Raw genomic sequence first — 25,118 nt, 5'->3', positions numbered from 1 at the left:
TCTGGCGGTGCACAGGGGGGTGACCGGCGTGGGCGCGCGCTTTCCACTCGGCCGCGTTCGTAGTGTGGCCTGGCCCGCAGACGTACGAGGGAAGGCGCATCGTGGCTGAGCAGCTCCACGCGACGTTGAAGACCGACCAGGGCGACATCGAGGTGCGGCTACTGCCGGACCACGCCCCGAAGACAGTGAAGAACTTCGTCGAGCTCGCCAAGGGCGAACGTGAGTGGACCGATCCTGAGACCGGCCGTAAGACCACGGACCGGCTCTACGACGGCACCGTCTTCCACCGCGTGATCCACGGCTTCATGATCCAGGGCGGTGACCAGCTGGGCAACGGAACCGGAGGGCCGGGCTACACATTCGCCGACGAGATCCACCCCGATCTCACCTTCACCAAGCCCTACCTGCTGGCCATGGCCAACTCCGGCCCGGGACCAACGGCTCACAGTTCTTCATCACGCACTCCGCGACCCCGTGGCTGACCGGGAAGCACACCATCTTCGGCGAGGTCACGAACGACGCAGGCAGAAAAGTCGTGGACGCCATCGCCGCCACCGACACCAACCCCCGCACCGACCGGCCGATCCAAGACGTCATCATCGAGTCGGTCACGATCGAGAGCCGCTGAGGCTTCAGCACACCCCTGGCGGACAGGCCGCACGCCGCCCACGCGCCTGTAAAAGGATCGTCATGGCCTGGTGAGGGGCAGCCTCGGAGCGTATCTGGGCGGCTTCAGCGTCGCCCTCACTCGGAAAGGCACCAGTGAACAGCGAGCCCGTAACAACCCTCTACCGCGTCGACGACCTTCCAGCGCTGGACTTCGACCCGTTCCTGCGCGCCTCACTCCATGAGGCTCCCGTCCGGCAGATCCGGCTGCCCCATGGGGAGGGCGAGTGCTGGCTTGTGACGAGCTACGACCTCGTACGGTTCGTCACCGCTGACCCGCGCTTCAGCCGGGACATCACCGGCCGTCCCATCCCCAAGATGACCCGGCACTTCATTCCGCTGGACCGGGCGGTCAGCTTCGTCGACCCGCCCGGCCACGCCCGAGTCCGGGCCACCGTCGCCCCCGCCTTCAGCAGCACGGCGATGAGCCTTCTGCGGCCGCGCGTGCAGGAGCTGCTCGACGCCATGGTCGACCGGCTCCTGCGCGGTCAGCGGCCGGCCGATCTCGTCCGCGACATCACCTCCCCCTTCCCGCTCGCCGTGATCGGCCTGGTCATGGGCATCCCCGAGGCCGACCACGCCCACGTACGGGAGTGGGCGACCACCCTGCTGAGCAGAGCGTCGGACGAACAGGCCGCCCAGCGCGCCGAACGCGTCAAGCAGGACAGCCGCGCCTACTTCCTGCGCCTTGCCCGGCTGCGGCGCGCCGAGCCGCGCGACGACACCATGACGACACTGGTACGGGCTATGGACCACGGGACGATCGACGAGGAGGAACTGCTCGCGCTCGCCACGCTCATCGGGCTGAACGGATGGCACGCGGTGTGCAACAACGCCTCCAACATGCTTTACGCCCTGCTGACCACCGACGGTCTGTGGGACCGGTTGTGCGCCGAGCCTCACACCGTGCCCGGGGCCGTGGACGAACTCCTGCGATGGGTGCCGCACAAGCACGGCGTGGGCCAGCCTCGCATCGCCACGGAAGACGTCCGGGTAGGAGATGTACTGATCCGCCAAGGCGAGTACGTCTACGTCTCCTACGTGGCCGCCAACTGGGACGAACGCGTCTACCCCCAAGCAGGCCACATCGACTTCGACCGCCAAGGCCCCAGGCACCTGGCCTTCGGCAACGGCCCCCACTTCTGCGTCGGCCCGCTGCTGGCCCGTATGGAAGCGGAGGTACTGCTGTCGACCCTCACCGCCCGCCTGCCCACCCTGCGCCTGGCCGTCCCCCCGGGAACAGGTCTCCTGGCAGACCGACATCCTCATCCGCGGGCCCAAGGCACTCCCCGCGACCTGGTAGGCGCCGGTCTCCACGGCCGGCGGGCGAGGACGACGCAGGACCCGAAGAACGCCATCCGGGCCCGCGCGGCCTTCGACGCGGACGAGCCGCACGGTACGCGCAGCGGTGCTCACCACTCCCGGCCGTGCGTCACCGACCGATGCGGCGGCGTACGTGTGGGCGTCACCGCTGTCGTTCCCGCTGCCCCCGCCGGTCCGGCAAGTACGGCCCGCGCGTCCGATGATCCTTCAAGAGCCCGGCCGTACGGCTGAACCTGCGGTGCAGGGAGCGCCCGGTCGCCACCGACGCGCTCCCGTACACCCCTGTCCGTCACTGGAGACCGTCCCGCGGCCAAGTCACCCTCCGGCAGTTCGCCGACGGCCGCTACACGGCCGATTTCCGCCTCTGGGCCGACGACGGGACGGTGGCTGTCGACGCCACCGGCGTGGAGTTCACCCACGTGCCCGCGCAGAGCGCCGAGGAGCGCTTCGCCGACCGGCTGCTCCGGACCGTCTGGGAGCCGAGCGAACGTTCCGCGCCGGCCACCGTGCCCGGCACCTGGATCCTCCTCGCCGAACCCGGCCGCGAGACGTACGCCGCCGACCTCGGGCGTGCCCTGGAGGAGCACGGCGCCACGGTCCACCTCCGCACCGTCCTGAGGAGCCCGGCGGCGGCCGACTGACACAACTGACCGACGACTGACAGGTGCAGGGTCCCTTGCGGCTCTCGTCCGCGGTTCAACCGACGGGCAAGGGCCGCACGTCGTGAGGGTCCGCATGCGCCTCGCCCGGACAGCCGGGGATGCCGGCCGCGGCCACCCCCGGCGGTGTTTGTTCACCAGGAATCCACCTGAGTGTCTGTCGGTGGTAAAGCGATCCACACACGTGACCCCCATGCGGAGGTGACACTTCCGTTTCTGAGTTTCAATCACTTTCGGTCATGTACCGATGATTTTCAGCCACCTCGCAGGCGGAATTGTCACTCTGCGAAGATCGCCGGTAACTTCAGGGCGTCGCCGCCACACCAGGGGCACACGGCCCCGACGGGACTAGCGGCCCGAAGGACATCTCTTCCTTTGACGACAGCGACCGACAGCTTCAAGGTCCAGCCGTATACGCCACACTGCCAAGTGATCCACACCGAAGGCGCCCACGCCGTCATCGGCATCTCCCCCGGAAACGGCTACTTCTCCGCCCAGCGGGTGGCCGACCTCGCCGCATGGGGATTGCGCACCTTCGAACAGACCGACCTGATCTACACCGACCTGCATGTCGCGGACATGTACGAGGCACTCGGCTACCCGCCGGACGAAGCCCGCCGCAAAACGGTGAAGAACCTCCGCGGCGTACGCGCCAAGGTCAACAACGCCGTCGCCGCCCTCGACCCCAGCGGCGAACGACTCCGAGGACGCCCCATGTCGGCGCTCCTCGACATCCCCGCCTACCAGCACCTGCGCAAGCACCTGGACGATCTCCTCGCCACGGACGCGGAGTTCCTCGCCACCTGCGAGAAGCTCGTCGCGGCCTTCCTCTCGTCCAAGGTCCTCGAAGGGCAGACACCCACTGCCCGCCAGCGCGAGGTCTGCCTCCAGTACATCTGCGCCGAGGCACCGCTCTTCCTGGACACCCCCGCGATCCTCGGTGTCCCCTCCTCCCTCAACTGCTACCACCAGCTGCTGCCGATGGCCGAACTCCTCTACTCCAGGGGCTCCGGGCTGCGCGCCTCCCGCAACCAGGGTCACGCCATCGTCACCGCGATCCTCGGAGAACACGATGACCACTGACACGCCGATCGACTTCCCGTTCTCCGCCCGCGGCGATCGCCTGCCGCCCGAGATCGAGTCCCTGCGCGCCCAGCCGGTCACCCGGGTCCGCACCATCGCCGGCGACCCGGCCTGGCTGGTGTCCTCCTACGAGCTGTGCAAGCAGGTCCTCGAAGACCCTCGCTTCTCGCTCAAGGACACCTCGGCACCCGGCGTCCCCCGGCAGTACGCGCTGACCATCCCGCCCGAGGTGGTCAACAACATGGGCAACATCACCGGGGCGGGGCTCCGCAAGGCCGTCCTCAAGGCCATCAACCCCAAGACCGACGGCCTCACCGACTGGATGCGCCGCCACGCCTACGACCTCGTCGACGAACTCCTCGCATACGGCCCGCCCGTCGACCTGCGCGGCCGCTTCACCAGCCCCTACGCCGAGCACCTCCACTGCCGGATCCTCGGCATACCCGAGTCCGACGCGCCGCGTCTCGCCGCCAGTCTCGACATCGCGTTCATGAACTCGGCCTGCCCCGTCACCGGCGCCCGGCTCAACTGGGACCGCGACATCGCCTACATGGTGGAGCGCCTGGACGACCCGGCCACGACCGGCCTCATGGCCGAGCTCGCCGCGCTGCGCGGGAACCCCGACTACGCCCATCTGACCGACGAGATGCTCGCCACCGTCGGCGTCACCTTCTTCGGCGCCGGCGTGATCTCCACCATGGGCTTCCTCACCATGGCCGTCTTCTCCCTGCTCCAGAGCCCCGACGTCTGGGACCGCCTCCGCAAGGAGCCGGAGCGCATCCCCGGCGCCGTGGACGAGTTGCTGCGCGTCAACCTCTCCATCGCCGACGGGCTGCCGCGCCTCGCCCTCGAGGACGTCACCCTCGGCGACGTCGAGGTCCGCAAGGGCGAGCTCCTTCTCGTCCTGGTCGAGGCGGCCAACACCGACCCATCGGTGTTCCCCGACCCCCACACCGTCGACATCGAACGCCCCAACGCCGGCGCACACCTCTCCTTCGGTGGGGGCCAGCACTACTGCCCGGCCACGGCCCTCGGCAAGAAGCACGCCGAGATCGCCCTGGAGGTGCTCCTCGACAGGATGCCGGACCTTCACCTCGCGGTCCCGGTCGACCAACTCGTCTGGCGCACACGGTTCATGAAGCGCATCCCCGAACGTCTTCCGGTCGCCTGGTGACCGTTCTCTGATCTGCGCTGACCGCCGTCCGTCGTCGCCCCTCGGCCCGCCCGGGCCGGGGGGCGACGACGTTGCATCGCCCCTTCCACCGGCGTGATCACCGCCGGGGGCGACCTGGTGAAGTCAGCCGAGGCTTCGCCTGCGGTCCCGGGTCGACTGTGGTGGGACGCTGCGCAGCCGACGGGCGGAACGCCTGCTCGGGCCGGTCCTGCGTGCGCCCTTCGCACCGGACCGGGCTGCTCCCAGATCGGATTCCGCGGGTTCCACCGCCGGGGCGAGCGCGATCGCAGCGATGACTGCCATCACCACGACGAGGATGATTCCGATGCTCACGGACATGAATCTCGCCTTTCGCCTTGAACCTTACACCTTGTGATTACTCAGCGTTTCCAATATGGCGGACGGTAAACACAGCGAGTGATACTGAAGAGGGATCAGCGAACGTTGATGGGGTGGTCGGTTTCCGGTCACGTTGCCCATCAGGCTCCCGGCCCCTTCCGCAAGGCAAGTGTTGTCGTGCGGCATGTTTTGACGGGAAAAGGAACGGCCCCAACTCCGGCTTGTTCTCGCCCGTGTGTGCGACCGGATGCCGGGCACGCAGCGGCCGTTCGGAAAGCGGCTGTGGCAGCGTGTGCGGCTCCGGTGGCCGTTGGGGCCGCTGTGACATCTCTTCTCGTGGGGGGAAGTGCATGACTTCGCGTGCTTCCGGCACGCCTTCTCGGCGTGCCCGTATGACGGCAATGACGGCAAGACACTCCCTGACCGCAGTGGCAGCGGCCCTCGCGCTGGGCGCGTCGTCGCTGCCGGCGTTCGCCGCCTCGCCCGCGGCCGAGCCGGGTCCCGGCTCGGTGTGGGGCAAGAAGGCGGCGCCTCTGGAGGTCCCGCCGGTGAAGGTGGGATCGACGAAGCCGGTGGCCTCCCAGGCCGAGGCGGCTCCCTCGAAGGAGGAGACCGCCTGGCGTTCGGCACAGAGGGAGCGCGTACGCACCTCGGCGAAGGCGCCGTCCAAGGAGCAGCATTCCTCAGCGGCCCCTTCGGCGGAAGCGGGTGTGCTCACGTGGGTGCCGGAGGGGCAGGGGTCGGTGCCCTGGCATCAGATCTCGGAGTTCCGTATCACCGACTCCCTCGTGGCGCGGATCAACCTGTCCAACGGCAACCTGATGCTGGCCGCGACCGACTTCGAGGTCGCCGGCGTGGGGCAGAAGCTGCGCCTGGCACGCACGTACAACTCTCTGAACGCGCCCTACGGCAAGGTCTCGGACCGCTGGTGGCAGGAGTACGAGCGCTACCTGCAGATCTTCACGAACGAGGTCGTGGTCTACGACGCGACGGGTGACGCGGTCCGGTTCACGAAGAACGCCGACGGCACCTTCACCACGCCCAAGGGCTATGCGAAGGACCTGAAGAGGAACGCGGACGGCACGTACACCCTGACCGACCGCAAGTCGGGGGTGAAGGACACCTATGACGCGAACGGGACGCTGACCAAGGTCACCGACCGCAACAAGGGCACGATCACCGTCGACCAGCACGACGAGACCGGCGAGCACAAGGGCTTCAAGCTCACCGAGACCCGCTCGGGCCGCTGGATCGACCTGCTCAAGACGTACCCCAACCAGTGGCAGGCCAAGGACCACACCGGCCGCACCGCCGTCTTCGATCTCGACGGCGGCGGCAACCTCTCGCGCACCACCGACACCGAAGGCAAGAGCACAACCTACGCCTTCGACGCCAACGGGAGGATCTCCAAGGTCACGACCCCGGAGGGCCGGGTGACGGTCTTCACCTACGACGCCGAGAACCGGGTCACCTCCATGCTGCGGGCGACCCAGACCGGAACGTCCGGACACACCGGGCCCACCTACACGTACTCCTACACCGGCGCCTGGCCCTCCGACGCGGGGACGACGACCGTCACCGACCCCGAGCGGCACGCCACGAAGTACGAGCACGACAGCGAGGGCAGGGTCACCAAGGTGACCGACGCGCTTGGCCGCTCCCGGTCCAAGACCTTCGACGTCAACAACAACGTGGAGACCGCGACGGACGCGATGGGTGTCGGTGGCGTCGGTGGGAATGTCACCACCTACGGATGGGACACTCGCAGCAATCTCACCTCGGCGAAGCTGCCCACCGGAGCCACGTCGGCCCTGAGCGGCTATCAGACCCTGTCGGGGGCAGACCTTCCCGGCAGCGTGACCACGGCCGACGGAGAGAAGACGGACTACACGTACGACACGGCCGGCAACACCAAGTCGGTCGCGGTGACCGGCACCGGCGGCGGGACACAGTCGTTCGACTACAACCCGGCCACCGCCACCTGTGGCGGGTTCGAGGGCCAGCGCTGCAAGGTCACGACGAAGATGTCGTCGACCAAGTCGGTCTCCACGTCCTTCACGTATGACGCGAAGGGCAATCTGACCAAGGTCACGCCGCCCGCCCCGCTCGGTGTGACGACGTACACCTACGACGACCTCGGGCGGCCTGCCGCCGTCCAGGACGGCCGCGGTGTCACCACCCTCTACACCTACGACCACCGCGACCGCATCACCAAGGTCGACACCTCCGGCTACGCCACCGTCACCTACTCCTACGACGGAGACGGAAACCTCACCCAGCGCTCGGACGGCACCGGCGTCACCGCGTACGCGTTCGACCCGCTGTCCCGCGAGACCGTGCGCACCTTGCAGAACGGCTCGCAGACGCGCCTGACCTACACGCCGGCGGGCAACGTGGACACGTACGAGGACCCGGCCGGCCTCACCGACTACACCTGGAACGAGGTCAACAGGCTCACGCAGTTCAAGGACCCGACCGGCAAGGTGACCACGTACACGTACAACAACAACGACGTCCGCACGAAGACGACGTACCCCGGTGGCACCGCCCAGGAGGTCACGCTCGACAAGTCGAGCCGTCCGGAGAAGGTCCGGGCGACGTCCGCGAAGGGCACGCTGGTCGACCTCGCCTACACCTACGGCTACGACCACGACGCCAACACCACCACCCCCCTCAAGGACGGTGGCAAGATCCGCACCCGCACGGACGCGGTCGCCGGGATGAAGACGACCTACACCTACGACGGGGCGGGCCGGTTCTCCTACGCCAAGGAGGAGAAGGGCACCGCCCTCAACTCGTCCTGGCAGTACTGCTACGACCTGGCCGGCAACCTCACCTCACAGGGCGTCGACCCCGGCTGCCCCCGCGGCACCACCTACACGATCAACGACGCCCAGCAGATCACCGCGAAGAACGGCGTCGCCACGAACTGGACCTATGACAAGGCCGGCAACGAGACCGCCGGCGCCTCCACTCCCGAAGGCACCCGCACCGCCGCGACCTGGTCCGACCACTCCCAGATGACCTCGGTCACCGTGGGCGGCAAGACCTACGCCGGCCAGTACGGCTCGACGGACCAGAGCGAACGGATCAAGCTCGGCGACACCTTCTTCCACAACGGGCCGCTGGGCCTGTCCGCGAAGAGCACCGGCGGCGTCGACATGGGATTCAACCGTGAACCCGGGGGCACCCTGAACTCCATGACCACCGGGGGCAAGTCCTACTACTACCTCACCGACGCGCTCGGTTCGGTCGTAGCGCTCGCCGACGATGCCGGAACGAAGGTCAACACGTACTCCTACAGTCCCCGCGGCGTCCAGCGCGCCGGGACCTCGGAACAGGCCCCGCAGCCGTACCAGTTCGCCGGCGGCTACCACGACGCCACCGGCCTCTACCACTTCGCCGCCCGCTACTACGACCCCAACATCGGCCGCTTCACGCAGCCCGACCCCTCCGGCCGGGAGAAGAACCCCTACCTCTACGCCGAAGGCGACCCCGTCAACCGCATCGACCCGGACGGGACCCTCAGCTTCGGGGGGATCACGGGGATCGGTGACGCCGTCAGCCTGGTCACCGACACATTGACCGGAAACGCGGAGGGCGCCAATGCGACCAAGATGGGCATCCTGATGGGCCTCGGCATCGAGGGCCTCTGCATGGCGGGAGCCGCGGCCGGGACGTTCGCGACACTGGGATTGTCTCTGGGCGCGGGATTCACCGGCTGCTCGGTGGTCGCCGCGGGTGCCGCAGCGGCCACGACAGCCGTATACAACAACTGACGATCGCAGGGGGAGGACGCGCTGTGGAGCGTCCTCCCCCTGCACCCAGGAGGGATCCGATGCGTCGACGTGTAGTGATCGCGGGTGCGCTGGTGGCCATCTGTTGCGGCGTGCTTCTGCTCGTCATGGGAGTCGGCGATGCCTCGGCCGGACATGGTCGAGCAGCGATTCCCGTCATCGCGGGAGTGGCACTGATCGGTGCCGGAGGATGGTTCGTCCTGTCCGGGCGGGGGCGGGAATGAGGCTGGCAGCTCTCATGCCCCCGTCAGCATCCGAGCTGCCGATATGGGGCATCGCTCTGATCGTGCTCGCCTTTCTCGCAGCGCTTGTATTCGTCCTCTCACGGCGGCAGTGAACGGTTCGTGCCGCTCCAGTAACTATCACGCGCGGGCAGGGATACTTTCGGCAGAGCGGGCAGACGACGAGGAATAGATTCGCCCAGTACGTGCCGCGAGAGCGTCAACCTCCTGCTGGGGTGCGCAACTGTTCATGGGAGTGACGGCCGTATGGACCTCGCGGGAGCACCAGAGGGCCCCCTGCACGAGTTGTCGGTCCAGGTGGCTGAGGCCGCGGAGGCTTTGGTGGACGCGTGGACGAAGGCGTCTCACGCCGCATCGCCCCGGCTGTCGGCGCTTCAATGGGAAGCACTGATGATCGTGCGGCACAAGCCGGGGATCAATCTGACTCGGATGGCCGTGGAGATCGGTGCCGCTCCTCCTGCTGTCAGCAGGCTGTGCGATCGCCTTGAGGCGGCCGGTCTGTTGCGCCGCGAGCCCGGCCGCGCGAGTCGGCGGGAGATCGGTCTGGTCCTGACCGTAGCGGGTGATGACCTGATCGGTGCTCTCCTCGCCCGCCGGTACGCACGGTTCGGGGAGGTGCTGAGCCGGATGCCGTCAGCGGAACGTACGGGTCTCCTGAGCGGATTGCAGGCCTTCACCGACGCTGCTCAGCCCGCCGCACCCGACTCGGCGGAGGAGTAGGCGGCCCGATCCGTCGGAGGAGCGGAGTGCCGGTCACGCACGGGCGGGCCTTCCGTGCCAGTCCATGCACACGACGGCGGCGTCCTGGGAGAGTTCGGGACTACCGTGGTACTGCACCAGTCCGTCGACCACGGCGCGTGCTGTCTCGTGCGTCGTGGAGCTGCGCGTAGCGGCGATGGTCTCGCGCAGAGCGTCCTGTCCGAAGAACCTGCCGTCTCGCGACTGTGCCTGGTGCACGCCACTGCTGACGATGACCAGTCGGTCTCCCGGTTCCACGGTGAGTGACTGCTCGTAGTACTCGGTTTCCTCGAACATGCCCAGTGGTGCCTGCGGATCCAGCTCGATCAGCTCCACCGCCTCCTGCCGCAGTCGGAAAAGCTGTGGGGAGCCCGCGTCCACCACCTGAACCTGCCCGGTGGCCAGATCGAAGCGCAGCAGGAGCGTCGCGGAGTAGAGCGCTCCCGCGTACTCGCCGTAGATCGCTTGGTCAGCGAGTGATGCCTGGTCGGCGAGGGAGATCCCGGCTCTGCGCGCGTTGCGCAGTGCGCTGACGGCGAGGTTGGTCAGGAGCGCTGCCTGGATTCCCGTCCCTTTGCCGTCGGACACCGTGATGGTGAGGTGGTCGTCGGTGGTGGTCCAGTCGAAATTGTCCCCGCCGATCGCGTAGGCGGGCTCGAGGTGGGCGCCGAGGGTGTACTCGTCCTGGGTGAAGCCCCGGCCGGGCAACAGCTGCCACTGCATTTCCGCCGCCAGGGTCAGACGCCTGCGTCTGCGTCCCTGAAGGTAGAGGTCGGTGTCTCGCTCGGCGACGAGCAGTTCGTGTCCCATCGCTGTGGCGAAGGCCGCCAGCTCCAGGACCCCCAGGGTCCCCTTGGCCGGCTCCGGCAGATGCACGGACAGCACGCCCAGCTGGTCTCCGCGTACGGTGATGGGAAGGTGCACGGTGACCATGCCGGGCTCTGTCGTGACCTCCACGACAGCCGCTTGGGTCGAGAAGGCGCGGCCGGCCGGGTGCTCGCCGCGCACGGGCACTGCTTCTCCCGTTCGCGGCAGGCGGGTCACCGGTTGGAGCACGGTCAGGCCGTAGTCGGCGAGCAGCAGGCTCACCCAGCGGGCATCCAGGTAGGTGGCGAGCAGGGAACGCGCCGTGGACAACAGGCGGGTGGGAGCCGCCGCTCTCAGGGCGCTTTCGGCTGTACCGAGCCAACCGCTGGACTGGTCAGTCATGGTCTCTTCTCTCATGGTCCAGCATCAGGCAGGAGCATCAGCCTTGTGCCGGAGACGCGGTGGCGAAACCGGCGACACGGACAGTTGTGGCTCTAGGCGATGTCCGCAGCGCGCTCGTTCCCCTCGGCATCCACCGCGAGACCGACCTTCGCGGCGGCGGTCTGGAAGGCTTCGAGACCTTGGGCCAGCGCGGCCAATTGCGACGGAGACATTTCCCGCAGCACCGTCTCGACCTCACGCGCCCGGAACTCGCGGAATTCGGCGAGCACAGCGCGCCCTCGCCGGCTCAGTCGCACCTCGACCTCTCGGCGGCTCGTCGTACTCGGGTATCGCCGGATGAGCCCGGCCGCTTCCAGCCGGTCGCACAGGCGGCTCACCGATGAGGGCCGAGTCCTGAGCGCCTCGCCCAACGCTCGTAGATTGACGCCCTCCTGCCCCTCGAGAATCGTGAGCGCACGCAGCTGCGAAGGGGAGACAGGGCCCGAGGGGGCGGCTTCCTGGCCACGCCCCCAGAGCATGTGAAGGAGCTCCGACACCGCGCATGTGGCGTGAGCCACCTGGCCATGATCAACGGAATGCAGACTGCGGGGCATTGCACCACTCTCTCACCCGGGAGAGTGGTTTGTCAGCTCCCGCCCATTCGTCCATTCTGCGCACGCTTACGCTCTCCGGTCGGGCCAGGCCCTGGATCTACAGCATGACGGCCCCGCTCCCGGTGATGCGGATGGCCAGAGCGAGGGTGTCGTCGGAGTGAAGGACCACGGAGCGCATGTCGGCCGCGAGGGAGCCGGGGATTTCGGTCAGCGGCCTGGACGCGTGTCGGCGTGCCGCCTCGATGAGGCGCTTCTCGCCGTCGATGGGGTCTTTGCGGCTTTCGGTGAGACCGTCGGTGTAGAGGATCAGGAGGTCATCCGGGTTGATGTCGGCATGCAGCACCCGCTCGCTGCCCGGCGACGGGAAGCCGATGCCTCTGCCTTTCGCCTCCAGGAAGCGGGCCTGGCCATCGGTCCGGAGCAGGAGCGCGGGAGGGTGTCCCCCGTTGGCCAGTCGCAGCTTTCCGGTCACGGGATCCAGCCGGGCCAGGAGCGCCGTCGCCATGAGGTCGGGCACCAGAGGCATGAGGATTTCGTCGGTGCGGGCCAGGATCGACTCCAACGGGTGGCCTTCGAGGGCCAGGGTGCGCACGGTGTGCGTCACGTTGAGAGCGCTGCGGGTGCTGCCCAGTCCGTGGCCGAGTGCGTCGACCACGGTGATGTGCAGGGTGCCGTCCGGCAGTGTGAACCAGTCGTAGAGGTCACCGCCGGTGGGCGCGGTGGGGTCGGCGGGTTCGTAATGGACACCGAGCTCGAGACCTTCGACGGTGAGCGGCGGTGGGCGCAGCGCGTCTTCGAGCTCCTGCAGGATGAGGGCGTGCGCACGACGCAACTGTTCGTCGCGTTCTTCCAGTTGTACGTAGAGGGCGAGGACGCCGGCGTTGGTCTCGGCGAGCTCGTGCTTGAGGCGACGGTGTTCGGCGCCGAGCGCGTCGGTCTGGGCGAAGGACGCCCGGAGTTCTTCCTCGACGGCCTGGGTCTCCGTCCAGGGTGTCCGGTCCGGCCACGGAGCACGTCGGCTTCGGATGTCGTCCGGAAGGCTGCTGGACAACGGCTGACCTGGTGGTAGGGGGATGGTGAATCTCCAGGTGACGGAGTTGGGCGCCGGTTCCGCGGAGGGCAGCAGTATGCCTGGCGCGGGCAGCGGGCCAGGTGCCTGCGGGCAGCGCAGCGTGACAGCCAGGACGTAGGACTCGGCGCCCGCCCCCGCTTCTTGGGACGTGTGCAGAGTGACGGGACGGCCGGCCCGCACTTCGTCTTCGGCCAGGCCGGCGACGGACAGCACGAGGCGGGCTCTGACGTCCGCCGGCAGCCGGTACGCGCGTGAAAGGCGGCGCACGGCCCGGCGCAGCGGTGGCATGGAGTGATAAGGGTGGCCGGTCATGGTGATTCCCGGGGTGCGGCACTCACGGTCAGCACGGTGGCGTCGTCCCGGCCGGAGCGGTGGTCGTGGGCGAGGGCCGCGGCCGGCTGGACGGCACTGTGGTGATCGATGCGCGCGAAGGCGGTCGGCCTGATCGCCGTCCGTGTCACCGGTACGCCCAGCGAGTGGCGATCACTGTCATCCCGGCGCCCGGCTTCGTACGCACCTCGAAGTCGTCCATCAGGCGACGTGCGCCGCCCAGGCCATGGCCGAGTCCCACCCCGGTGGTGAAGCCGTCGATCAGCGCCGATTCGAGATCGGCGATGCCCGGCCCCTCATCGCTTATCGTCAGCCGCACGCCCTTCACTCCTTGACGGTGCGGGAACTCGATGGTGAGGACTCCCCCGCCGCCGTGGATGTAGGCGTTGCGCGCCAGTTCGCTGGCGGCCGTCACCACCCGGGTCTGATCGACAAGGCCGAAGCCGACGGCGACGGTCGCCGCCCGGACCGCGTGGCGAACCGCGAGGAGATCTTCCTCGGTGGTCAGTGCCACTTCGGTAGGGGGTTGCTCCGCCGTGGCGCCGCTGGGCGCGGGGCGGTCCCCGACAGGGGCGGGAGTCGGGGTGTCGGGGCTGGTTGTCTTAGCGCGTTGCGTCATGTCGGGCCCCTTCCGGGGGCTGCGAACCTTGGTGCCAGCCCAGGGCTGCCATGCCCTGGTCGGCATGGAGAGCCGTTTCCACGCCGACGAGTTCGATTCCGAGTTCGACCAGCGTGATGGCGACGGGTGGCCGCATCCCGGCCACGATCACGCGCGCTCCCAGCAGCCTGGCCATCATGCTCAGCTCCATGAGCGTGCGTGCCACGAACGAGTCGATGATCTCGAGCCGGGAGATGTCGATCAGGACGCCGCGTACGCGGTCCGCCGAGAGGCGCTCCGTGAGCTCATGGGTGAAGGCCAGTGCGGCCTTGTCGTCCAGCTCGTTGAGCAGCCCGGTGACCAGGATGTCACCCAGGCGCAGGATGGGAACGCCCGTGGCCACCGGCCCGTTCACCGCGAAGCCGGCGCATCGGTCAACGGCAGTGTGCCGGTGGTGAGTGTGATGGCCACGGACAGCGCGTCGGAAAGGGTGGCGCGGGTGGTGATGGTGGAGAGGTCGATGCCCAACTGGACGATGGTCTGCGCGATCGGCGGCCGGATCCCGCTGATGATGCAGTCCGCACCCATCAGCCGCACGGCGTTGACGGTCTGCATCAGATGCTGCGCCACCGCGGTGTCCACCGTCGGCACGCCGGTGATGTCGACGATGGCGACCGTCGCCTCCTGGTCCTGGATGGCGTGCAGCAGGTTCTCCATGACCACCTGGGTACGGGCGGTGTCCAGGGTGCCGATGAGCGGCACGACCAGGACCTGCCGCCACAGCCGCACGACAGGGGTGGACACCTCCAGGAGCTGCTTGCTCTGCCTACGGATGATCTTCTCGCGCCCCTCGACGTAGGTGTCGAAGGACAGAGCACCTGCCGCGTCCAGGAGCTCGTTGATCAGCAGCGCCGCGGAGAAGAGCTCTCCACTGTCCTGCGTGCTCTCCTGCACCGCTTCCAGCAGTGCCTTCTTCAGCGCGAGGACGGCCAGCGACGTGGCCGTCGGAGACTCGCCACTCCTGGCTCTGCGCAGGGAGAGTTCGGTGACCGCACGGTTGAGATCGGCATGGGAGGCGACGATGCGCTCCACCGGCAACGAACTGCCGAGACCGGCGGTGACGGCCGCCACCAGGGCGTCGGCCTCCTCGCGCAGCTCGCTCTCCCGTATGCCGGTACCGAGTGCGGCCTGCTGCGCCTGAAGTTGGACCCAACGGTCCGCGATCTCATCGACGCGGCCCTCCATGGCGCTCACGACACACCTACGCGCCGCCACCTCGCTCCTGCTCACCCGGACTCCCTTCGCGAATCGCCGGCGGCAATCCCCGGCGGCAATCCCTGGCCGGGTGGTCCACTCAGCTTGATTGTTGCCGTGATGCAAATATAAGCATGCGACACACGTCTATGGGAAGCGCGCCCGGGCCCCGCCGCGACCGATCTGGTCCGAAGGGGAATCGGTACGGCCGAACCAGTCCAGGCACAAGACCAGCGCGTCGTCTTCGGCGTCCGCGTCGCGGTACGACTCCAGTTCCTGCAGCAGCGCCCGCGGGACCGCGGCGGCCGGCAGCAGGCCGACAGACTGGATGGCGCGCGCCAGGGCGCGCTCGCCGTACGCCTCACCAGCACCGGAGAGAGCGCTGTACACGCCGTCGCTGACGAAGATCAGGCGGTCGCCCGACAGGGCTTGGAACTCCTGGGCCACATAAGCGGTCTCGTCGAACATGCCCAAGGGGAGCTGCGCCTCGAATTCGACACGCTCCACGACCTTGCCCCTCTGTCGCCACAGTTGAGGCGATCCGGCATCCACCACCCGGCCGCGCCCGGTGGCCAGTTCGAAGGACAGGAGCAGGGTGGAAACGTATACGTCTCCGCGGTACTGCGCGTAGATGGCCTGGTCGGCAAGGGCGGCCTGATCGGCGATGCCGATGCCGGCCCTGCGGGCGTTGCGCAGGGCGTTGACGGCCAGGTTGGTGAGCAAGGACGCCTGGATGCCGTCACCCATGCCGTTGGTGACACTGAGAGTGAGGTTCTCGGCCGTGCTCGACCAGTCGAAGTTGTCGCCATGGATGTCGTACGCGGGTTCGAGCTGCGCTCCGATCGCGTACTCCGGACGCGCGCAGGCTCGGGCCGGGAGCAGCTGCCACTGCATCTCCGATGCCAGGGTGAGGCGGCTGGCGCGCCGGGCCTGCAGATACAGGTCGGTGTCGCGCTCGGCGACGATGATCTCGTGCCCGAGCCCCTCAGCGAGCTCGGTCAGCTCCTCGACGACGTCGGGCGTGCATCTGTGCTCGGGCAGACGCACCGTCAGGATCCCGAGTCTGTCTCCGCGGACGGTCACCGGCAGGTGCAGATCCACGGACCCGTCCTGCACCACATACCGACCGAACGGCTCCTGACTGCCGAACGCGCGCCCTTGCGGACTGGATTCCACCGACAACGGTTTCGCCGTATGAGGCAAGGCCGTCACCGGTTGCAGGCAGGTGAGACTGTAGTCGGCCATGAGCAGGTCGACGTCAACGGCACCGTAATACTCGGTCAGGGCGGCTCGCACCGCGTCGAAGAGCGCATGGGGTGCGGCCGACCGTACAGCCCGCCACGCAGCCAGAAGGTTCGTCACGTCAGGACCATTTCATAGAAAAAGTGGATGGACAGGGCGGCGCAGGCCGTCCGCACAGGGGCTCGCGGCGACTGGATGAGCATGAGCCGCATGGAAACATTGCCCCATGGCAAGTGTTTACTCTACCGAGGCACCGGCACGCCACGTCGGCAGGTCTTGCTCCCCGCGATGCGCGGCGCGCGGCGCCGACCTACGGGGGGCCTGACGCGTAGCCAGGGCGATGACGCGGTACGTCATTACTCGTTGGCGCTCTTGTGTGCGTGAGCCATGGGATCCGACGCGTATGGCACGACCACGACCTGTACGTCGTCCTCGTAGATCACCCGCCCCGGATCCGCGGAACGCAGCACCTGGCAATCGACGCCATGAGCGGCCAGGATCTTCAGATAGCCGGGGACCCGATCGAGGAGACGCACGGCTGACGGCTTGAACCAGGCCGCGGCGCCAGGGTTGATCGCGTCGTCGTAGACAGTGGGGTCGACGGTCGAGGGATCGGTGTATGCGGCGTCGTACCAGCGATTGTTGCTGCGGCGGAAGGACTCCTGGTCATCGGAGAGCCTCCCCTCCCTCGCCAGATTGTTGACGAGTCCGAACACGCCGGTGAAGTGACCTCGGCTGTTCCGGTGCGGCGACTGGAAGCGTACGAACTGGACGGTCTCGCCATCGGTCGTCCCCATCAGGCCATGTTCCCATCGACGTCGCGATGCACGGCGGCACGGCACCCTCACCACAGCCGCCGTTCGGTCCGTAATCCGTCCTCGCTGTCATCATGGGGGGCGTGAGTTCCTTCGACGCGATACCCCACACCAATCACGCACTTGAACGTTGGAGGGCCCGCGAGGCGCCGTTCGGAGACTTCATCGTGTTCTCCGACGGCTCCCTGTCAGTGATGAGTCTCATGCGGTTCTCCCGGCCCGACCGACGGGATGACCCCCGGGCCGAGGACTGGCAGTGGGGGGAGAGTCTACGAGCCACCGCGTGGACCCCCACGGACTGGATGAGCATCGACATCACGCACGCCTCGTCCACTTACCGGGGAAGCCGTGCCCTGAGCGGCGAGGGCCTGGACCACGGGAGTATCGGGTGGGTCGCCCTGACGCGGGAGACGCGGGACGATGACGAAGGCGCCTTGGAGTGGCTGGCAGTCTCCTGCTTCTCCAACCCGTTCACCAGAGTCACCTTGGACGCCACCTCGGTGACCGCCACCAGCACCGCGGGCCGCGTCTGGACCTTCCCCCGAGACGCCCCGCAACAGGTGAAGATCACCGAGGAGCCCGCCGACCACCGTCCGCGCCCTTGACGCATTGGATCAGCAGCACGGCGCCCCGGCGGATCCTGGCACTTCCGGGACCGGCTACCGCCTGCAGGACGCGCCCTCGGCGGGCCCGCGCCCGGCGGCATAGGCCGCCCGCGCGATGGGTCAGAAGGCGCCGTTCACGTTCCACCAGGTGGCGTTGGTCTTCACACCCGAGCCGAGTCCGCCGGTACCGAGCCCCTTGTACTGGACCAGCCAGTCGCCGTTGAGCGCGGCAAGGTCGGGGCGGCCGTCGGCCGACCAGTCGCCGACGGCGACGAGGGAACTCATCGCGTTCCAGCCACCACTGCCGACCAGCACACGGGAACCGAGGTACCCGGCCCTTCCCGGGTAGAACCAGAGCTTGCCGCTCGACGCCTCACGGGCGTACAGGTCGGCCCGGCCGTCGCCGTTCATGTCGCCGGCGCCCACCAGGGCGTTCATCCCGTTCCAGCCGTTGCCGAGGAGCTTGCGCGCGCCGAGGCCGCCCGTGGTGGTGCCCGGGTACAGCCACAGCTTGCCGGTGGACTTCTCGACGGTGAGCAGGTCCGCGCGGGCGTCACCGGACAGGTCTCCGTACGCGACGATCCGGCTCATGGCGTTCCAGCCGCCGCTGCCGAGCAGCTTGCGGCTGCCGAGCGTACCGGTCCCGGTGCCGGGGTAGAGCCACAGCTTTCCGGTGGCCGTCTCGCGGGCGATCACGTCTTCTCGGCCGTCGCGGCTGTAGTCGCCGTGCCGGACGAGCGTATTGAAGGCGTTCCAGCCGCCGCTGCCGACCAGGCGACCGGAGTCGTCGCCGGGCAGGAACCACAGCCGCCCGATGACGTCCCGTACGAGGATGTCCGACCTCCGGTCGGCGTTCATGTCGCCGAAGCCGGACAGCTTGGGCGCGGTCGCCGCGTACCAGCTGGGGTATGCGGGCGCTTCGCACTCCCGCGCGGTGCGTACGAGTTTCACCGAGCTGACGGCGATGGACCCGCCCAAGTCGGTGGCGATGGGATCGGGCTCGACCGTGAAGTATCCCTGGGTGAGACCGTGGTTCGGATCGTCATAGAGGCAGGCGATCATGGACGTGCGGTTGACGACCGTGACGAACGTGTTGTCCCAGGTACCCAGCGTCGCCTGGCTCGTGTTCGTCTTGAACATCGATCCCGTGGCGTTCTGGTCCTTCCACGCGCAGAAGTACCCCGAAGGGCAATCGCTGACCGCGGCCCGCGCGGGTGCGGCGCCCGCGCCGAACAGGCCCAGCGAGGTGAGCCCCAGTGCCGTGGTCGCAGTGGCCAGGCGCCGAAGCAGTGATGTGCGCATTCTTTCCCTCCCTGTCGCGGCGCGCACAGATTTTCGAGCCCGCCGCGAAGAGGACCGTATCCCCGCCCGCTCTCACTCCGCCGCGCGGGTCACCATCTCGTGCACGTAGCGTGTGGAATACCGTCCTGTGGCGACCGGTTGGATCAGTGAGCAAGCGCTCAGCCGAGAACGAAGGGGCCACCGTGGCAGAGCCGTTTTCCGTGCGCATCGAGGTGCGGGGATACGAGACCGACTCGCAGGGACACCTGAACCAGGCTGTGTACCTGCAGTACGCCGAGCACGCGCGCTGGTCGCTGCTGCGGCATGGCGGGATCGACCAGCGCGACCTTCTGGAGAAGGGCGTGGGCCCGGTCGTCCTGGAGACGACCATCCGGTATCTGGGGGAGCTGCGCGCGGGCGACGATGTGGAAGTGGACTGCAGGTTCCTGTGGGGCGAAGGGAAGACGTTCCGCGTCGAGCAGAGAATCCGCAAGGCCGACGGCACCGCGGCGGCCGACATCGCCGCCGTCGGCGGTCTGTTGGACCTCAAGGAGCGCAAACTGGTCGCGGACCCGCGCGAGTACTTCAGGGCGCTCGCTGCGGATCCGCATGCCTTTGGCCTGTAGGCGCTTGAACGGCTTCTGAACCAGGCTGAGGCTGATGGGCAGCCGGACTCGTCAACGGCGTCCTGTACGCAGTGTCCGGGGTGACGAAGGAGTCTGAGCTAAATGACCGCAACACCGGCGTGGAGTGCCGCCTTCGGTCGTGAGCGCCGGTAGCGTCGCTCTGCGGCTTTCTGGTGTTACATCAGGGGAGAAGCGTTGCGACGAATCGCTGCCATCACGCTGTTGGGCGCCTTTGCCGTGGGAGTCCACGCGGGCCCAGGTGCTCTTTCCGCCGAGCGTGAGCCGGGTGGCGGCCGGGGTACGAACATCCTCGTCGTCGGCGTCGACAGCCGGGCGGGCCTCTCAGCCGCCGAGAAGCGTCGCCTGCATGTCGGCGGCAAGGGGTGCAACTGCACCGACGTGATGATGCTCGTCCACCTCTCCGCCGGTGGGCGCCGCGCAAGCGTCGTCTCCATCCCCCGCGACTCCTACGTCCGCTACGCCGACCAGCCTCTCGGGCGCTCTGGCCCAGGGTCGCCTCGCTTCGGAAAGATCAACGGGGCGTACGCGGTCGGAGCGGGCCCGCTGACCGTACGTACCGTCGAGCAGGCCACCGGACTGCGTATCGACCACTATCTGGAGACCGGATTCACCGGTTTCGAACAGGCCGTCGACGACCTGGGGGGCGCGACGGTCTGTACGGACAAAGCCCTGAAGGACGACGGCTCAGGGCTCGACATGCCCGCCGGTATCCATCACACCAACGGCGACCAGACACTGCGCTACGTCCGCGCCCGGCGCCTCGACCCGCCCGGAGACCTCGGCCGCGTCCGCCGCCAGCAGCGCACTGTCAACGCCCTTCTGGCCCGTCTCACCGCCGAAGGTGCTCTCTCGGGGCCCGCCGCCATCGTCCGCACAGCCCGAGCTCTGCTGCAATCCGTCCGTACCGACGAGAACACCGGGCTGGACGACCTGGTACGCGTCGGCTGGAGGCTCGGCCGCCTCCAGGCCGACCGCATCGAGTTCGCCACCGTACCCATCCGGCTCTTCGACCACCGGGTCCCCGGCGTCGGCTCGACGTTGGTCTGGGACGAAGCACGCTCAGCGGCATTGTGGAACGCGCTCGCCGCCGACCGGCCCATCACCGGCGATGTGCGGATCCAGCCAGTCCCCGAAAACCCTGTCGGAACCGACCCCGCCCGGATCACCGTCCGCGTCGACGACGCAGCTGTCGCGGCAGCCTTGCGCAGCAACGGATTCCAGGCCACCGACACCTCGAAGTCCGCACCGCTCGTACGTCCAGAAGGTCCCCCGGTCATCAGGTACGCGTCCGGCGGGGAAGCGGACGCGGCGACCCTCGCGGCAGCCTTGCCCGGAGCCCGTCTCCAAGCGGCCAAAGGCCACGGCAAGGCCTTTGATGTCACCGTCGGTACCGAGCTCGTCCGGGTCAAGACCGTCACCTACGACCGCAACACGGCCGAAGGAGCCCCTGTCACCGCCGAAGCCCTCCGCTGCCCCTCCCCCTCGTCGCCCTCGGGCGCGACGTGAGTGGCGACCGCCGACCTGAGTCGCGGCGATGACGCCCTCTCCCGGTTCCGCTGCCGGTCACGCTGCGTCCCCACCGATGCGTCAGGTTCGGCTGAACCACGTCGGCCCCGTCCCTCGAGTCAGCGGTCATTCGGGCGCGAGGATCTCCGAGAGACCCACGGCTGGGCAGCCGAGTATCGCTGTAAGCGCGCGCTGCTGGCGCTCGGTCAAAGCGGCCGTGAAGATCACTGCGTGAGCGTTGGCCTGCTCGGCGGCCTCAGCTACCTCTCGGACCTTTCCATAGCTCAGCAGGGTCCGCGAGGAGTAGGGCAAGCCCATCCTCTGGGCCCCGCCGTCCGAGACGCCCCGTCGCTGCACGATCTGCCCGACGACCCGTGCGCCACGTGCTGCCAGCGCTGTGGCTGCCGACTCCATGAGCGTTTTGAATTCCTTCTCCTTCGCGGAAAAGTACCCGACCAACACGACATCAGCCCCCGCAACCCTGAGCGCTGAAGCCTGGCGCCGGGCCGGCTCCGGCGGCAGCCGGCGAGCCAGGCGTCGGTCGCGCCTTCGGGACTGATGCATGAACCTCAGGCTAGAGGCCGGGCCGCTGCGGCGACACAGGGCGGGCCCACGCCCTCGCTGTTCCGCCGACGGTGAAGACCGGTCCGGCCGGGCTCGACGATCACTACAGTCGGTCTCATGACGACGGTCACCGCACGCACGGTCGAATACCAGGCTGACGGCCTCACGATGATCGGGCACCTGGCGCTCCCCGCCGATGCCGATCGTCGGCCCGGCGTCCTGATCGGGCCCGAAGGGCCGGGCCTCAGCGACGTCGAGCGCCGCCGGGCCGATGTACTCGCCGAGCTGGGGTACGTGGCGCTGGCCTTCGACCTCCACGGCGGGCGCTATTTGGGCGACCCTGAGGAGATGCTTGCCCGTTGCATGCCGCTGCTCGCCGACCCCGGCCGGATGCGGGACATCGGTCACGCGGCACTTGATGTGCTGCGCGCCGAACCGCGGACCGACCCCGACCGGATCGCCGCCATCGGCTACGGCACCGGAGGCGCAATCGCGCTGGAACTCGGGCGCGACGGCGTCGACCTGCGAGCGATCGGGACAGTCAACGCACTGACCACGGGCCGACCGGGCGAGGCGGCACGCATCCGTTGCCCGGTGTGGGCCGGGGTCGGATCGGAAGACCCGATCATGCCGCCCGCGCAACGGGACGCGTTCGCCGCCGAGATGCAGGCCGCGGGCGTCGACTGGCGCCTCGTGGTCTACGGCGGGGCTCTGCACGCCTTCCACCACCCGCCGGTCGACCAGGCCGTGGTCCCCGGCGTCGGCCACCACCCGCGGCACGCGCGGCGAGCCTGGCGCGACATCGTCGGCCTGCTCGCCGAATGCCTGCCGGTGGTTCCGAGCGGTGCACTCTAGACGAGTGGGATAGTGCTCGTGCAAAGGGCAGGAGCACCGTCCTTGAGGCATCGCCACGCCAGCGCGCCACCCGCACTGCTCGGGCTCCCCCCCTCCCCCGGGCCGGCTTTCTACGACACCAACCCCTGCCCCTCCAGCTCCGTAAGCCGCACGGTGCACAGTCCCCCGCGCTCGGCCTTCACCTCCGTCACCGTCAGCTGTGTGCCCGGGGCGAGGATGTACTCCTCCTCGCCCGTGAACGCGGAGAACCGTCGGATCCCCACCGCCCGAGCCGGCTTCACCTCGAACAAGGTCCGCCTGCCACGGCTTCCGAGGAACGCCCGGGCCACGCTCAATTCGGACGTACACGACGACACACCCCACCATGTCACCGTCCGCCCCGTCGGATACTGGGACCGCAGGTCCAACGCCACACCACGCCACAACGGCCGTGTCTGCGCCGGCAACGCGGCCACCGCCGAGAACAGCAACCGCAGGTACGGCAGATACGGCACCACCCGCTCACGGTCCGAAGAACGCAACACGGCGTTGATCTCGCGGTAGAACGCCGACTCGCACGTGTACAGGTACAGAGCAGAGATCGCGTCGGCGGACAATCCCTCCCCGCTCACCTCCTCGCCGGACAGCCCGCCCACGGTGGCCGCCTCCGTGACCTTTGCCTGCCCGAACCGGCTCGACCGCTCGATGTGCCGGTCCAGATTCGCCAGCACCCCCGACACCGGCTCGACGGCCTTGCGGAAATCCATCAGCGGCGTGTCGAACACTCCGGTGATCGGCGGCAGGACAAGCCCCTCGTCCTTGACGCTCGTGAGCCGCTCCAGATACAGCTGGTGCAGCTCCATCGTCGACGCGATGAACGCCCCCATCCGCTCCGCGACGCCACCACCCTCCGACGCACCGGCCGCCCCTGCCGTCTCCTGGTCCCAGCCCTTCCGCGGCAACCAGTCGATCGGATCCGCCCCGACCGCCCCCAGGGCGTCGTTCACCTGGGCGAAGTGGTCCCCCTCGCAGAAGATGTCCCCCTGCGCCGCCGGATTCGCGTGGTCCAGGTGCCGGACCTCGACCCCGGGGTACTTCTTCTCCAGCCGCTGGACGACCCTCTTCAGACTCCGGGCGTGCGCGCCCCACCAGGCGAAGACGACGCCCCGGTCCTCCTCCTCGGCATCCTGCTTCGCGCGAAGGATCTCCTCGACGATCTGCTCGGCGACGGGCCGCCAGAACGACGTGTGCCGATCGGTCGGCAACGCCCCGTCCGCGCTCGCCGTCAGGGACGCGTTCAGCAGCAGCACACCCTGGGTGAGCATCGCCTGGAACCACTCCGGCGGCTGAACCGTGTCCTCCTTCTTCAACAAGGCCCGGATGTCGGCGATCGGCGTCTTCTTGGCGATGCCGTACTTCCACATCGCGGCCGCCTTGATGATGCAGCGAATGCTGACCACCCGACCGAACTGACTGTCCTTCCAGTCGTTGAAGGTGTTGTCGAACATCGCGATGCCGGTCGCGCTCTCCGGCCGCGGGTAGGGGTTCTGTCCGAAGACCACCACCTTCCACTTCTGCGGCGGGTGCGGCTTCAACGCCTGGAACGTCAACTCGCGCACCGGAACCACCTCCGGGCTGCGCTTGGGACCGATGAAATCGGCAGCCCCCGGCTGAGCCTCGATAACCGGCCCCAACAACGGCAACCACGGCTCACCGCCACCGGTGAACAGCTCGGCCAGGCCCAACGGGTCCCCGCCCGCGGAACCCGCCTCACCCGCGGCCGCAACGTCGACAAGGACGTCGCCGGCGTCCCCGCCCGGCGAGGTCACGGCCTGCGAGGTGCCGCCCTGCGAAGTCCCGCCCTGCGGCGTGTTCGTCCCAGCGACGGGAGGAGGGCCGCCCGGCACGTTGATCCGCACCCGCCGCGAGGCCCCCGCGCCCTCGATGTCGTCCAGCTGCCCCAACATGACGGCCCGCAACTGGTCGTAGTCCGCGAACCCGTGATCGTGAAACAGGGTGTAGCCCGTCCACATCAGATTGGCGCACACCCGCGCGGGCACCCGCCCCGTCTGCGCGCCCATCCCCACCAGCGCCACCGACCGGATGCTGCCGGGCTTGGCGCGGTTCTGCAGATGCACCGCCTGGAACGCGGCAGCGCACGCCAGCGCCACGTTCATCGTCTCGCTGATGTTTTGCGAGGACTGCCGCATGGTCGGCGTCGAGATCAGATACCGCGGCACGGCTGCCCCGGACGGGACACACACCGCGCTGCCCACCGGCAGGCTCCCGCCGAACCGGTCCCGTATCGCGCGCTGCACGCGCACCTGAATACCGGCGCCGAGATGCCGCTTGACAACGGCGTCGACCCCACCGTCCATCCGGCCCCGCGCGTTGGTGGGAGACACCCACGCGTCGACGTCCACATCGAGGATGGAGCCCCGACGGATCTCGACCCCGGGCGTGTCCGCGAACGCGGACCGCCAGGCAGCCACCACCTCGTCGTTCACATCGACCAGAACGACCCTCAACGCACCCTGAACACCCACG

22 protein-coding genes and 1 pseudogene are annotated in these 25,118 nt (G+C 68.5%); 11 read left to right on the top strand and 12 right to left on the bottom strand.

All coding sequences use genetic code 11. The features are described from left to right. The first annotated feature begins 101 nt into the window (after positions 1 to 101). The 5 genes and pseudogenes from ACF06X_RS14655 to ACF06X_RS14635 all read left to right on the top strand — a co-directional run bounded on the left by ACF06X_RS14655 (position 102) and on the right by ACF06X_RS14635 (position 4,905). Positions 102 to 628: pseudogene (locus tag ACF06X_RS14655) on the top strand (peptidylprolyl isomerase). A gap of 134 nt (positions 629 to 762) precedes the next feature. Continuing rightward, the gene (locus tag ACF06X_RS14650) at positions 763 to 2,220 is read left to right on the top strand and encodes a cytochrome P450 (protein ID WP_392287609.1); all 1,458 of its coding nucleotides are present in this window, start codon (positions 763 to 765) and stop codon (positions 2,218 to 2,220) included. A 152-nt stretch (positions 2,221 to 2,372) separates the two neighbouring features. After that, on the top strand, positions 2,373 to 2,630 hold the full coding sequence (locus ACF06X_RS14645) for a hypothetical protein (protein WP_392287608.1): 258 nt from the start codon (positions 2,373 to 2,375) through the stop codon (positions 2,628 to 2,630). A 393-nt stretch (positions 2,631 to 3,023) separates the two neighbouring features. Further along, positions 3,024 to 3,731, top strand: a complete 708-nt coding sequence (locus ACF06X_RS14640) for a tRNA-dependent cyclodipeptide synthase (RefSeq protein ID WP_392287607.1) — start codon at positions 3,024 to 3,026, stop codon at positions 3,729 to 3,731. Continuing rightward, positions 3,721 to 4,905: a cytochrome P450 gene (locus ACF06X_RS14635; RefSeq protein WP_392287606.1), complete on the top strand. Its 1,185-nt coding sequence runs from the start codon at positions 3,721 to 3,723 to the stop codon at positions 4,903 to 4,905. The genes ACF06X_RS14640 and ACF06X_RS14635 overlap by 11 nt, the downstream gene beginning before the upstream one ends. A gap of 123 nt (positions 4,906 to 5,028) precedes the next feature. Here ACF06X_RS14635 and ACF06X_RS14630 read toward each other — a convergent pair whose 3' ends face one another. After that, a complete protein-coding gene (locus tag ACF06X_RS14630) occupies positions 5,029 to 5,238 on the bottom strand; it encodes a hypothetical protein (RefSeq protein ID WP_392287605.1) in 210 nt (69 codons plus the stop codon). Between the two features lie 407 nt (positions 5,239 to 5,645). Here ACF06X_RS14630 and ACF06X_RS14625 point away from each other — a divergent pair, with 407 nt between their 5' ends. Continuing rightward, positions 5,646 to 9,023 (top strand): RHS repeat-associated core domain-containing protein, encoded by a 3,378-nt coding sequence (locus tag ACF06X_RS14625; RefSeq protein WP_392287604.1) that lies wholly within the window; start codon positions 5,646 to 5,648, stop codon positions 9,021 to 9,023. A 506-nt stretch (positions 9,024 to 9,529) separates the two neighbouring features. Beyond that, positions 9,530 to 10,003: a MarR family winged helix-turn-helix transcriptional regulator gene (locus ACF06X_RS14620; RefSeq protein ID WP_392287603.1), complete on the top strand. Its 474-nt coding sequence runs from the start codon at positions 9,530 to 9,532 to the stop codon at positions 10,001 to 10,003. Between the two features lie 33 nt (positions 10,004 to 10,036). On the opposite strand, the gene ACF06X_RS14615 is transcribed toward ACF06X_RS14620, so the two are convergent. The 8 genes from ACF06X_RS14615 to ACF06X_RS14580 all read right to left on the bottom strand — a co-directional run bounded on the left by ACF06X_RS14615 (position 10,037) and on the right by ACF06X_RS14580 (position 17,116). After that, positions 10,037 to 11,230: a PP2C family protein-serine/threonine phosphatase gene (locus tag ACF06X_RS14615; RefSeq protein ID WP_392287602.1), complete on the bottom strand. Its 1,194-nt coding sequence runs from the start codon at positions 11,228 to 11,230 to the stop codon at positions 10,037 to 10,039. Between the two features lie 92 nt (positions 11,231 to 11,322). Beyond that, complete coding sequence (locus ACF06X_RS14610; RefSeq protein ID WP_392287601.1) at positions 11,323 to 11,823, bottom strand: MarR family winged helix-turn-helix transcriptional regulator; 501 nt, start codon at positions 11,821 to 11,823, stop codon at positions 11,323 to 11,325. Between the two features lie 97 nt (positions 11,824 to 11,920). Then, the gene (locus tag ACF06X_RS14605) at positions 11,921 to 13,207 is read right to left on the bottom strand and encodes a PP2C family protein-serine/threonine phosphatase (RefSeq protein ID WP_392287600.1); all 1,287 of its coding nucleotides are present in this window, start codon (positions 13,205 to 13,207) and stop codon (positions 11,921 to 11,923) included. Between the two features lie 145 nt (positions 13,208 to 13,352). After that, complete coding sequence (locus tag ACF06X_RS14600) at positions 13,353 to 13,739, bottom strand: ATP-binding protein (RefSeq protein ID WP_392287599.1); 387 nt, start codon at positions 13,737 to 13,739, stop codon at positions 13,353 to 13,355. A gap of 88 nt (positions 13,740 to 13,827) precedes the next feature. Beyond that, positions 13,828 to 14,226 carry an STAS domain-containing protein gene (locus ACF06X_RS14595; protein ID WP_392287598.1) on the bottom strand — a complete coding sequence of 133 codons (399 nt, stop codon included), beginning with the start codon at positions 14,224 to 14,226 and terminating at the stop codon, positions 13,828 to 13,830. Positions 14,227 to 14,234: 8 nt separating this feature from the next. Continuing rightward, positions 14,235 to 15,068: an STAS domain-containing protein gene (locus ACF06X_RS14590; protein WP_392287712.1), complete on the bottom strand. Its 834-nt coding sequence runs from the start codon at positions 15,066 to 15,068 to the stop codon at positions 14,235 to 14,237. A gap of 156 nt (positions 15,069 to 15,224) precedes the next feature. Next, on the bottom strand, positions 15,225 to 16,439 hold the full coding sequence (locus tag ACF06X_RS14585) for a PP2C family protein-serine/threonine phosphatase (RefSeq protein ID WP_392287597.1): 1,215 nt from the start codon (positions 16,437 to 16,439) through the stop codon (positions 15,225 to 15,227). Positions 16,440 to 16,675: 236 nt separating this feature from the next. Beyond that, the gene (locus tag ACF06X_RS14580) at positions 16,676 to 17,116 is read right to left on the bottom strand and encodes a hypothetical protein (RefSeq protein ID WP_392287596.1); all 441 of its coding nucleotides are present in this window, start codon (positions 17,114 to 17,116) and stop codon (positions 16,676 to 16,678) included. Between the two features lie 320 nt (positions 17,117 to 17,436). Between ACF06X_RS14580 and ACF06X_RS14575 the strand changes: the two genes are divergently transcribed. After that, a complete protein-coding gene (locus ACF06X_RS14575) occupies positions 17,437 to 17,739 on the top strand; it encodes a hypothetical protein (protein ID WP_392287595.1) in 303 nt (100 codons plus the stop codon). Between the two features lie 120 nt (positions 17,740 to 17,859). On the opposite strand, the gene ACF06X_RS14570 is transcribed toward ACF06X_RS14575, so the two are convergent. After that, complete coding sequence (locus tag ACF06X_RS14570) at positions 17,860 to 19,041, bottom strand: FG-GAP-like repeat-containing protein (protein WP_392287594.1); 1,182 nt, start codon at positions 19,039 to 19,041, stop codon at positions 17,860 to 17,862. A gap of 182 nt (positions 19,042 to 19,223) precedes the next feature. On the opposite strand from ACF06X_RS14570, the gene ACF06X_RS14565 reads away from it, so the two are divergent. Together ACF06X_RS14565 and ACF06X_RS14560 are read left to right on the top strand one after the other, a co-directional pair. Then, entirely contained in the window at positions 19,224 to 19,646 is a 423-nt protein-coding gene (locus tag ACF06X_RS14565) for an acyl-CoA thioesterase (RefSeq protein WP_392287593.1), read from the top strand. A gap of 195 nt (positions 19,647 to 19,841) precedes the next feature. Further along, complete coding sequence (locus ACF06X_RS14560; RefSeq protein ID WP_392287592.1) at positions 19,842 to 21,173, top strand: LCP family protein; 1,332 nt, start codon at positions 19,842 to 19,844, stop codon at positions 21,171 to 21,173. A gap of 126 nt (positions 21,174 to 21,299) precedes the next feature. Here ACF06X_RS14560 and ACF06X_RS14555 read toward each other — a convergent pair whose 3' ends face one another. Further along, entirely contained in the window at positions 21,300 to 21,737 is a 438-nt protein-coding gene (locus ACF06X_RS14555) for a hypothetical protein (protein ID WP_392287591.1), read from the bottom strand. A gap of 117 nt (positions 21,738 to 21,854) precedes the next feature. On the opposite strand from ACF06X_RS14555, the gene ACF06X_RS14550 reads away from it, so the two are divergent. Next, complete coding sequence (locus ACF06X_RS14550; RefSeq protein ID WP_392287590.1) at positions 21,855 to 22,592, top strand: dienelactone hydrolase family protein; 738 nt, start codon at positions 21,855 to 21,857, stop codon at positions 22,590 to 22,592. A 110-nt stretch (positions 22,593 to 22,702) separates the two neighbouring features. On the opposite strand, the gene ACF06X_RS14545 is transcribed toward ACF06X_RS14550, so the two are convergent. Further along, a complete protein-coding gene (locus ACF06X_RS14545; RefSeq protein WP_392287589.1) occupies positions 22,703 to 25,117 on the bottom strand; it encodes an ADP-ribosyltransferase domain-containing protein in 2,415 nt (804 codons plus the stop codon). Position 25,118: the final 1 nt, after the last annotated feature.

The organism is Streptomyces sp. NPDC015346, assembly GCF_043078785.1.
Lineage (GTDB): Bacteria > Actinomycetota > Actinomycetes > Streptomycetales > Streptomycetaceae > Streptomyces.
Note: the sequence above shows the minus strand (reverse complement) of the source record. Positions and strands in the feature narration are given on the sequence as shown.

Bases quoted from the DNA above. Each gene is read 5' to 3' on its own strand.
- ACF06X_RS14635 (WP_392287606.1), top strand. From the start codon at position 3,721: ATGACCACTGACACGCCGATCGACTTCCCGTTCTCCGCCCGCGGCGAT.
- ACF06X_RS14625 (WP_392287604.1), top strand. From the start codon at position 5,646: ATGACGGCAAGACACTCCCTGACCGCAGTGGCAGCGGCCCTCGCGCTG.
- ACF06X_RS14620 (WP_392287603.1), top strand. From the start codon at position 9,530: ATGGACCTCGCGGGAGCACCAGAGGGCCCCCTGCACGAGTTGTCGGTC.
- ACF06X_RS14615 (WP_392287602.1), bottom strand. From the start codon at position 11,230: ATGACTGACCAGTCCAGCGGTTGGCTCGGTACAGCCGAAAGCGCCCTG.
- ACF06X_RS14610 (WP_392287601.1), bottom strand. From the start codon at position 11,823: ATGCCCCGCAGTCTGCATTCCGTTGATCATGGCCAGGTGGCTCACGCC.
- ACF06X_RS14605 (WP_392287600.1), bottom strand. From the start codon at position 13,207: ATGACCGGCCACCCTTATCACTCCATGCCACCGCTGCGCCGGGCCGTG.
- ACF06X_RS14590 (WP_392287712.1), bottom strand. From the start codon at position 15,068: ATGGAGGGCCGCGTCGATGAGATCGCGGACCGTTGGGTCCAACTTCAG.
- ACF06X_RS14580 (WP_392287596.1), bottom strand. From the start codon at position 17,116: ATGGGGACGACCGATGGCGAGACCGTCCAGTTCGTACGCTTCCAGTCG.
- ACF06X_RS14575 (WP_392287595.1), top strand. From the start codon at position 17,437: ATGAGCATCGACATCACGCACGCCTCGTCCACTTACCGGGGAAGCCGT.
- ACF06X_RS14570 (WP_392287594.1), bottom strand. From the start codon at position 19,041: ATGCGCACATCACTGCTTCGGCGCCTGGCCACTGCGACCACGGCACTG.
- ACF06X_RS14555 (WP_392287591.1), bottom strand. From the start codon at position 21,737: ATGCATCAGTCCCGAAGGCGCGACCGACGCCTGGCTCGCCGGCTGCCG.
- ACF06X_RS14550 (WP_392287590.1), top strand. From the start codon at position 21,855: ATGACGACGGTCACCGCACGCACGGTCGAATACCAGGCTGACGGCCTC.